Origin of the sequence: uncultured Candidatus Puniceispirillum sp., from assembly GCF_963979125.1 — a bacterium.
Classification (GTDB): Bacteria; Pseudomonadota; Alphaproteobacteria; order Puniceispirillales; family Puniceispirillaceae; genus Puniceispirillum.
Genome location: NZ_CAXBVX010000089.1, coordinates 1 through 8145, shown reverse-complemented (window position 1 = coordinate 8145; position 8145 = coordinate 1). Strand labels below are relative to the sequence as shown.

Sequence of the window (8145 nt, the reverse complement as noted above, 5' to 3'; positions counted from 1 at the left end):
CGGAATCTTGCCCGCAATCTGCTGGCACTTGATGCGCTTGCCTGCGTCACTGACAGCACCCCTGCCAATGCCACCGCCTTTGCCGCTGAATTTAACGCCCCGCCAGCCAGCTTTGACGATCTATGCCATGATTCATCACTTGATGGCGTGGTCATTTCTACCCCCGCCCACAGTCACGCCAATATTGCCGTACCTTTGCTGGCGGCAGGCAAGCATGTCTATATCGAAAAACCGCTGGCACTGACTATGGATGACGCAACGCGCATCGCCGCCGCCGCCAACGATCATAACCGTCAGGTCATGGTTGGCCATTTGATACGTTATCATGCGTCCTTTATCGAACTCCAGAAACAGCTTGCCGCAGGCGTCATTGGCGATTTACGCCATATTCAGGCCACCCGTCTGGCGATGGGGCGTATTCGCAATACCGAATCAGTGCTGTTTGACTTATGTCCGCATGATCTTTCGCTTGTGCTTGCGCTAACAGGCACCTCGCCAACGCACGTATCTTGTGCAGGTGCCAGCCATGTAACCCCGGGCATTGTCGATGTCCTCAGCACCGTCCTTGGCTTTGACGGCGGTATCAGCGCGCATCTGAATACGGGCTGGATCAATCCGATCAAACAGCATTGCCTGACCGTTATCGGCAGCACCGGATCATTGGTTTTTGACGATACCAAACCATGGGACGAAAAACTGACTTTATTTACCGATGACATTCGTCAGGATGGCGATTATTTTACTATCACCCGCCAGCCCCCAAAGCCACTGACCCTGACTCAAGGCGAGCCGTTGAAAGACGAGATGCGCGCCTTTATTCACAGTTGTAAAAGCGGCACCCCCGCCCTGACTGATATGAAAGATGCCCTGACCGTTCAGGCGGTTCTGGAAGATATGCAACGCCAGCTTGTCGATATGACAGATGTAAAAAGTTAGACTGAAAGCGAGCCAAAATGTCGATTCCCTTTATTGATCTGAAAAGCCAGCAATTACGCATTCGCGACAAGGTCGAGGCCGGTTTTGCCGCCGTGCTGGATCATGGTGCTTATATCATGGGGCCGGAAGTTGGCGCGCTGGAAACCCGCCTTGCCGACTGGAGCGGAGCCAAACATAACATTGCTTGCTCATCGGGGACTGATGCTTTGTTGCTGGCACTATCGGGGCTAAAGCTTCAACCAGGTGACGGCGTTATTGTGCCGTCCTTTACCTTTGCCGCCAGCGCCGAGGTAATGCCGGTGATGGGCGCGGTGCCGATCTTTGCCGAAGTCGAACATGACAGCTTCAATCTTGACCCAAACAAGCTGGGTGCGGCTATGGACAGCGCCCGAAAAGCGGGCGTTACTGTTGTTGGCATTATCGGTGTTGGCTTGTTTGGCCAGCCTGCCAATTATCCGGCGATTATGGATTTTGCCGCGCGTCATGATCTATGGGTCATTGATGATGCCGCGCAAAGTTTTGGTGCCAGCTGGCATGGTACATCGGTCGGCCAGCTGGCGCATGTCACCTGCACCAGCTTCTTTCCGGCCAAGCCGCTTGGATGCTATGGCGATGGCGGCGCGGTCTTTACCGATGATGATGAGATCGCGGCGATCATCCGTTCATGCCGCGTGCATGGCATGGGCAAGACCAAATATGATAATGTGCGTATTGGCATGACGGGGCGGCTGGATACGATCCAGGCGGTTGTGCTGGATGCCAAGCTTGATATTTTCGCCGACGAGCTTGCCGCCCGCCAGACAGTCGCTGATCGTTATGCGTCCATCTTGGGTAATCTGGTTGAAATTCCGTCTTTATCGGCAGGTGCCACATCAAGCTGGGCGCAATATAGCGTCAAGCTACCCAAAGGCCATGATCGTGATGCGATCTGTGCCAAGCTGGGCGAGGCGGGCGTGCCTACGGCAATCTATTATCCGATCCCGATGCACGAACAACCGCCTTATAAACAATATCCGGTGGCCGATGCGCTAGGCGTGACGCATGATCTATGCGCGCGGGTCATGGCCTTGCCGATGCATCCCTATCTGACCGAAGACGCCCAGGACATCATCGCCAGCGAACTCCGCAAAGTGTTGTAGGGGGTGGGTAGGTCATTGATTTAATGGCCGCGAGTTTAACACTCTCCCTCTACCCCTCAATCTCGCTCACGGCATAATCTGCATTCGCCAGCCAGTCGGGATTGACCGCAACCCCCCATCCGGGCGCATCGCTAATCGTCACATGCCCGTCTGTCACCTTGAACGGATCACCCCGAAACAATGCGTCCTGCCAAGGGTAATAATCGGCGCCTTCGATTGACAGTTCCAGATAGGCACCCGCATTCGGTATCGCCTTTAATACATGCATCGTACAGATCGTCACCAGTGACAAATTCGCCGCATGCGGGGTACATGCCAGACCTGCTTGATCCGCCATTTCGGCCACCTGTAACAAGGGGGTGATGCCGCCCATATACATGACATCGGGTTGCACGATATTGACAATGCGGCGATCGATCATGTCTTTCCAGACGCGCATATCGCAATCCTGTTCGCCGCCAGTCACATCGATAGCCAGCGCGTTCGTCACTTGCAATGTGTCATCTGGATGCCAATAGGGGCATGGCTCTTCATAATGGCTAACGCCGTGATCTTCCAGCATATGCCCAACCTCGATCGCGCGGGCAACACCGAAACAGCTATTGGCATCAACCATTTTGACAATCCCGTCGCCCAATGCCGCGGTCACTGTCGGGATAATCTCTTCGGTGCGGCCTGGCCATTCGTCCTTGCCGCGCCCACATTCGGCGCCAACGCGGAATTTGAACGCATCAAACCCCTTTTCATCGCGAAGCTGGCAAAACCGTTTGGCTTCATCGGCGGGCGAAATATCGCGTTTCATCGATGACGCATAGGCGCGAAGCTGGCCAGCCTGACCACCTATCAGGGCGGTAACAGGCATGTCTGCCGCGCTGGCCACCAGATCCCACAAGGCCGTATCAAGCCCAGCCAGCGCGCGATATATATAAGACCCGGGAAATTTATGCTCGCGTTCGGTCACCCGTGCGGCCAGATCGGCAAAGATCGTGCGGGCATCGCCATCATCATCGTCATGATGCGCCCCGGCGATTGATGCTCCAAGCACCCAGGGCGCGACCTGCCGGTGAAATATCTGTGCGGTAATATCGGCATGATAGGTGGACATCTGGCCAATTCCGCTTAGCCCATCATCGGTTGTGACTTTGACAAAACTGACATAGCGCGAGGTGAATGTTTCAAGTTTCTGGATTTTCATCGGAATATGGGAACTTTCATGATGGGGAATGCATAACGTACCGTCAGGCACTCGTAAAATCTTAACAAACTATAGTTTATATCACCGAAAAGTTTGACTAGCCTGAAATGATTGTGCAACCTCTCTTTGTTAAATAGCTTTGAAATTGTGAAATTACCTTGAGGGGAAACAATGAAAAATTTACTTACATTTAAAACCACGGCTATCTGTGCAGCGGTTGCAGGCGTCATGAGCGTCTCAACAGCCAGCCTTGCCGACTCACTAAGAATCGTCTCTTGGGGTGGTGCTTATCAAAAAGGTCAGTCAGTTGGTATTTTCCAGCCTGCTGCCAAGGCCATGGGCATCACTGTCAAAGAAGATACCTATGGCGGTATTTCTGACGTGAAGCTGATGGTCAAATCAGGTGCCGATAAGTTCGACATCTTCTCAAGCGGCGCGGGCGGCTGTGCATCTGGTGGTGCCGAAGGCATTCTAGAAAAGCTTGATTATTCCGTCATTGATGTCAGCAACCATTTGCCAGGCATGTATAGCGATTATTGCGCTGGTGCCGATATTTTTTCGGTTGTTGCCGCATGGAACACCGATACATATGGTGATAATGGACCACGTAGCTGGGCCGATTTCTTTGACGTAGAGAAATTCCCAGGCACCCGCGCCATGCGCGCTAAAATGGATGCCCAGCTTGAAGCTGCTTTGCTGGCTGACGGCGTGCCAATGGATCAAATCTACACCGTGCTTGATAGCGAAGAAGGTATCGATCGCGCGCTTGATAAAATCCGCTCTATCAAAGATCACATCGGCGTATGGTGGACATCTGGTGCCCAACATGCCCAGCTGATGAAAGATGGCGAAGTTGACATGACAACTGGCTGGAATGGTCGTTTTGACGTGGCCGCGCTTGACGGTGCAAAAGTCTCTTATGACTGGAAAACAGGCATCATGGACTGGGAAGGTTACGGCATTCCTAAAGGCGCCAAGAATAAGGATCTGGCGATGAAATATATCGCTGAGATGATGAAGCCTGAATATATGGCTGAGTTTGCCAAATATATCACTTATGGACCAACCAACAAAAAGGTCTATGAGCTTGGTCTGATGGAAGATTCACGCGCACGTCAGATGCCTAGCCATCCTGACAATGCAAAGCATCAGCTGACATTGAAGACCGCATGGTATGCCAAATGGCGCACCATCGCTGCGGAAAAATATACCGAGATGATGACTGAATAGTCATTTATCAACATATATAGATTGGGGCTGGAGGGTGTTTCGCCCTCCAGCTTTTCAATTCAATATAAGCCAGCCCTAGCCATATAATGGCGCATCCCATACACGGCATAAGAAACAATTATGAAAAATAGTTCATTAAATATTTCCATTAAAGACATCACCAAAAAATATGGCGATTTTTTCGCCTTGAATGACGTAAGCCTTGACGTCACATCAGGTGAATTTCTCACCCTCTTGGGGCCTTCGGGTTCGGGCAAAACGACCTTGTTGATGGTGCTGGCTGGCTTTACCAGCCCCGATCATGGCAGCGTCAAATTTGGCGATGAAGAAGTCATTCTTAAACCGCCACATTTGCGCGGTATCGGCATGGTGTTCCAGAATTATGCCTTATTCCCGCATATGAATGTCGAACAAAATGTCGGCTATCCACAGAAATTACGCGGCGTCAGTGTGGCCGAAACCAAAGCCAGCGTCGATGAAGCGCTTGCCACGGTAAAGCTTGACGGTCTCGGGCATCGCCGTGTTGACGAGCTCTCAGGTGGCCAACGCCAGCGTGTTGCGCTTGCCCGCGCGATTGTCTTCAAACCCCAGATTTTGCTGATGGATGAACCACTATCGGCGCTGGATAAAAAACTGCGCGAAGAAATGCAGATCGAATTGCGCCAGCTTCATGACAGCCTCAATATGACCACAGTATATGTGACGCATGACCAGAAAGAGGCTTTGACCATGTCAGACCGGATCGCGGTCATTAATGATGGCCAGTTGCAACAGCTTGGCACCCCGAATGACATCTATCAAAAGCCCAATAATGCCTTTATCGCTGACTTTATTGGCGAGTCCACACTTGTTCCTGTGACAGTAAAGAACAAAAAGGCCATTCTTGGAAAAGCCGACGTTCTGGTGAATCATAAAATCGAAAAGGATGGTGATTTTCTGCTCGTTATCCGGCCGGAAAAACTATTCATCACCAGTAAGAAAGAAAAAGGCACCAATTATTTTAAGGGCACTGTCAAAGACTCGATCTTCCAAGGCGAAAGCCAGTTACTGGTGATTGATCTGGATCAAGCCACCTATGGTGGGCAAACATTGCAAATGCGGATTCCAAACGGCACCGATTTAAAACAGGAAATCCCTGGCATCGGCAAGGCAATCTCGGTTGGGTTGCGGCTGGCCGATAGTTATTTCGTGGAAAGCGCATAATGTCGGGCGTTGCGGAACATCTCAACGAAGCCAGCCTGCGCAAATTAGCCGGGCGCGAACGTTTTACCTTTTTCGGGCTGACCTTGCCCTATTTGCTGATGGTTGGGGCGCTTATTATCATTCCGATTGGGTGGCTGTTCTATCTCTCCTTTATCGGGCGTGATGGCACAATGTCACTCGAAAACTATACGCGGATGATCGAAAGCAAGGCCTATATCCGTATTTTCATCACCACCTTCAAGATCAGCTTTCTGACCACGCTGATATGTGCGCTGATTGGCTATCCACTGGCCTATTTCATGTCGCAACTGTCCAACCGATGGGCCAATATCTGCATGATCGGCGTTTTGATCCCGTTCTGGACTAGCTTGCTGGTGCGGACCTATGCGTGGCTGGTATTGCTCCAGAAAAAGGGACTTGTGAACAATATGGCGATTGATCTTGGACTCATCGCCGAACCGGTAAAATTTGTTCATAATACCTCGGGTACCTTGATTGGCATGGTGCATATCATGTTGCCATTTCTGATCCTGCCGCTTTATGCGAATATGCGGGCGATTGACAAAGATTGCCTGAAAGCAGCGTCCAGCCTGGGGGCAACACCAACACGCGCGTTCTGGACAGTGTTTTTCCCGATGAGCATCCCCGGCCTTTTGGCAGGTCTGTTGATCGTTTTCGTTCTGTGTCTAGGTTTCTATGTGACACCGGCGGTGCTGGGTGGTGGTCGTGTCATCATGGCGGCAATGAAAATTTCCAGCAACATTGAGCTTTATTTCAGCTGGGGCGCGGCCAGCGCGCTTGGTGTTGTTCTGCTTGTAGTAACGATGATAATTCTGTTTGTGGCATCAAAACTGATCTCCGTCGATCAGCTAGGTCAAAGGAGCTGACCGATGAGCTATTTTAACAAGCATGTGTCTGAAACCCAGATCAAACTCAAAGACCGCCTATGGCTCTATATCTTTTCGGGGCTGATTCTGTTCCTGCTGATTGTGCCGTCCTTGATCGTTATTCCGATGTCCTTTTCCGACAGTCAATATCTCGAATTTCCACCTAAAGATTTCTCTTTGCGCTGGTATGAAAATTACTTCTTCTCATGGAAAGTGGAAAACGGGTTTAATGACTGGATGGCCGCAACCTGGACATCGATCAAGGTTGCCATTCTGACTATCTTAGTCGCAACGCCGATTGGCACAATGGCGGCTTACGGCCTCATCAACAGCAATAACAGGCTCCGGAGCATTCTGTTTCCGATCATGATTTCGCCGATGATGGTACCTGTTATTCTGGTCGCCATCGGCCTGTTCTATTTCTTTGTCCAGTTCAAGATGGTTAACAGCATCCCCGGTCTGGTGCTGGGACATTCGCTGGTAGCGATGCCGCTAGTGCTCATCATCATTCTATCAGCCTTGAAAAACTATGACATGAATCAGGAAAAGGTCGCCCGCTCACTGGGGGCAACGCGTCTGCGTGCCTTTATGGAAATCACCTTGCCGCAGATCAAATTTTCGATCATCTCGGCGTCATTGATTGCGTTTCTGACGTCCTTTGACGAGGTGATTATTTCGCTATTCGTGTCAGGTGGTGATAATTCGACCATCACGCGTAGTATGTTTCTGGCCTTGCGCGATCAGATCGATCCAACAATCGCGGCCATTTCCACCATTCTTATCATCATTTCATCGGGTCTGTTGTTACTGTCACAGATGCTAGGCAAACAAAAATAATCCGCATGCATGGCGCATGGTAACTGCAGGACAGGGGGTAGATATGACCGATGAAAAGATATTTATTAGCAATCTGAATGATGCCGCATGGAATCAACATGGCCCCGAACGTATAGCCATTGGCGCCAATCCCGATTTGCGGTTTTGCTACCTAGTCGATTCAAACCTGCATCAAAGCCACGGCCTGTCGGTTGGCTGTCTAGTCATTCCGGCTGGCGGTGAATTGCCGCCGCATATCCACGCCCCCCAGGAAGTCTATTTCATCAAATCGGGTAGTGGCCTTATGCTGATGGCGAATGACCAGACACGTGCGGTTACCGCCGATGATGTTGTCTATATCCCGCCAGGTGAAGAACATGGCCTGAAAAATAATGGCGATGTGCCGCTTGAAATCATCTGGATGTTCCCGACCGATAGCTGGAAAGAGATCGACTATACCTATCTTGACCGCTAGGCGCTGGCTGGCTGGCTGGCATAAATCATACAAGAATGGTTAAATCACGCTTGCAAGGGCGCAATGCTTGGATTATACCAAACCACAGCGGTACGCTATTGTTTGTTTCAAACAAGACGCGGGTGTAGCTCAGTGGTAGAGCACAACCTTGCCAAGGTTGGGGTCGAGGGTTCGAATCCCTTCACCCGCTCCAAAACCTCCAAGATCCGAGGTTCAAGTACCTGATTTTCAAGCATTTTAATGTTTGACGTCAGGAAGTGTGAA

8 protein-coding genes and 1 tRNA gene are annotated in these 8145 nt (G+C 50.9%); 8 read left to right on the top strand and 1 reads right to left on the bottom strand.

The window, feature by feature from the left end; all coding sequences use genetic code 11:
- Both ABNT28_RS08735 and ABNT28_RS08730 read left to right on the top strand, forming a co-directional pair.
- Window positions 1-936, top strand: a 936-nt coding sequence (locus ABNT28_RS08735; RefSeq protein WP_348721401.1) for a Gfo/Idh/MocA family oxidoreductase, incomplete at its 5' end; no start/stop codon positions are given.
- Window positions 937-953: 17 nt separating this feature from the next.
- Complete coding sequence (locus ABNT28_RS08730; protein ID WP_332924970.1) at window positions 954-2075, top strand: DegT/DnrJ/EryC1/StrS aminotransferase family protein; 1122 nt, start codon at window positions 954-956, stop codon at window positions 2073-2075.
- A 49-nt stretch (window positions 2076-2124) separates the two neighbouring features.
- Here the strand turns inward: ABNT28_RS08730 and ABNT28_RS08725 are convergent, their stop codons facing one another.
- On the bottom strand, window positions 2125-3276 hold the full coding sequence (locus tag ABNT28_RS08725) for a mandelate racemase/muconate lactonizing enzyme family protein (protein ID WP_348721402.1): 1152 nt from the start codon (window positions 3274-3276) through the stop codon (window positions 2125-2127).
- Between the two features lie 222 nt (window positions 3277-3498).
- Between ABNT28_RS08725 and ABNT28_RS08720 the strand changes: the two genes are divergently transcribed.
- The 6 genes from ABNT28_RS08720 to ABNT28_RS08695 all read left to right on the top strand — a co-directional run bounded on the left by ABNT28_RS08720 (window position 3499) and on the right by ABNT28_RS08695 (window position 8074).
- A complete protein-coding gene (locus tag ABNT28_RS08720; RefSeq protein ID WP_332925174.1) occupies window positions 3499-4500 on the top strand; it encodes an ABC transporter substrate-binding protein in 1002 nt (333 codons plus the stop codon).
- Window positions 4501-4620: 120 nt separating this feature from the next.
- Window positions 4621-5703: an ABC transporter ATP-binding protein gene (locus ABNT28_RS08715; RefSeq protein ID WP_332925173.1), complete on the top strand. Its 1083-nt coding sequence runs from the start codon at window positions 4621-4623 to the stop codon at window positions 5701-5703.
- On the top strand, window positions 5703-6590 hold the full coding sequence (locus ABNT28_RS08710) for an ABC transporter permease (protein WP_332925172.1): 888 nt from the start codon (window positions 5703-5705) through the stop codon (window positions 6588-6590). The genes ABNT28_RS08715 and ABNT28_RS08710 overlap by 1 nt, the downstream gene beginning before the upstream one ends.
- A gap of 3 nt (window positions 6591-6593) precedes the next feature.
- Window positions 6594-7427 (top strand): ABC transporter permease, encoded by an 834-nt coding sequence (locus ABNT28_RS08705; protein WP_332925171.1) that lies wholly within the window; start codon window positions 6594-6596, stop codon window positions 7425-7427.
- Between the two features lie 43 nt (window positions 7428-7470).
- A complete protein-coding gene (locus ABNT28_RS08700; RefSeq protein WP_332925170.1) occupies window positions 7471-7881 on the top strand; it encodes a cupin domain-containing protein in 411 nt (136 codons plus the stop codon).
- 118 nt (window positions 7882-7999) lie between these two features.
- Window positions 8000-8074, top strand: a tRNA-Gly gene (locus ABNT28_RS08695).
- The last annotated feature ends 71 nt before the right edge of the window (window positions 8075-8145 follow it).

Coding starts and splice junctions, on each gene's coding strand:
- ABNT28_RS08715 (WP_332925173.1), top strand. CDS start 4,621: ATGAAAAATAGTTCATTAAATATTTCCATTAAAGACATCACCAAAAAA.
- ABNT28_RS08720 (WP_332925174.1), top strand. CDS start 3,499: ATGAGCGTCTCAACAGCCAGCCTTGCCGACTCACTAAGAATCGTCTCT.
- ABNT28_RS08730 (WP_332924970.1), top strand. CDS start 954: ATGTCGATTCCCTTTATTGATCTGAAAAGCCAGCAATTACGCATTCGC.
- ABNT28_RS08700 (WP_332925170.1), top strand. CDS start 7,471: ATGACCGATGAAAAGATATTTATTAGCAATCTGAATGATGCCGCATGG.
- ABNT28_RS08710 (WP_332925172.1), top strand. CDS start 5,703: ATGTCGGGCGTTGCGGAACATCTCAACGAAGCCAGCCTGCGCAAATTA.
- ABNT28_RS08705 (WP_332925171.1), top strand. CDS start 6,594: ATGAGCTATTTTAACAAGCATGTGTCTGAAACCCAGATCAAACTCAAA.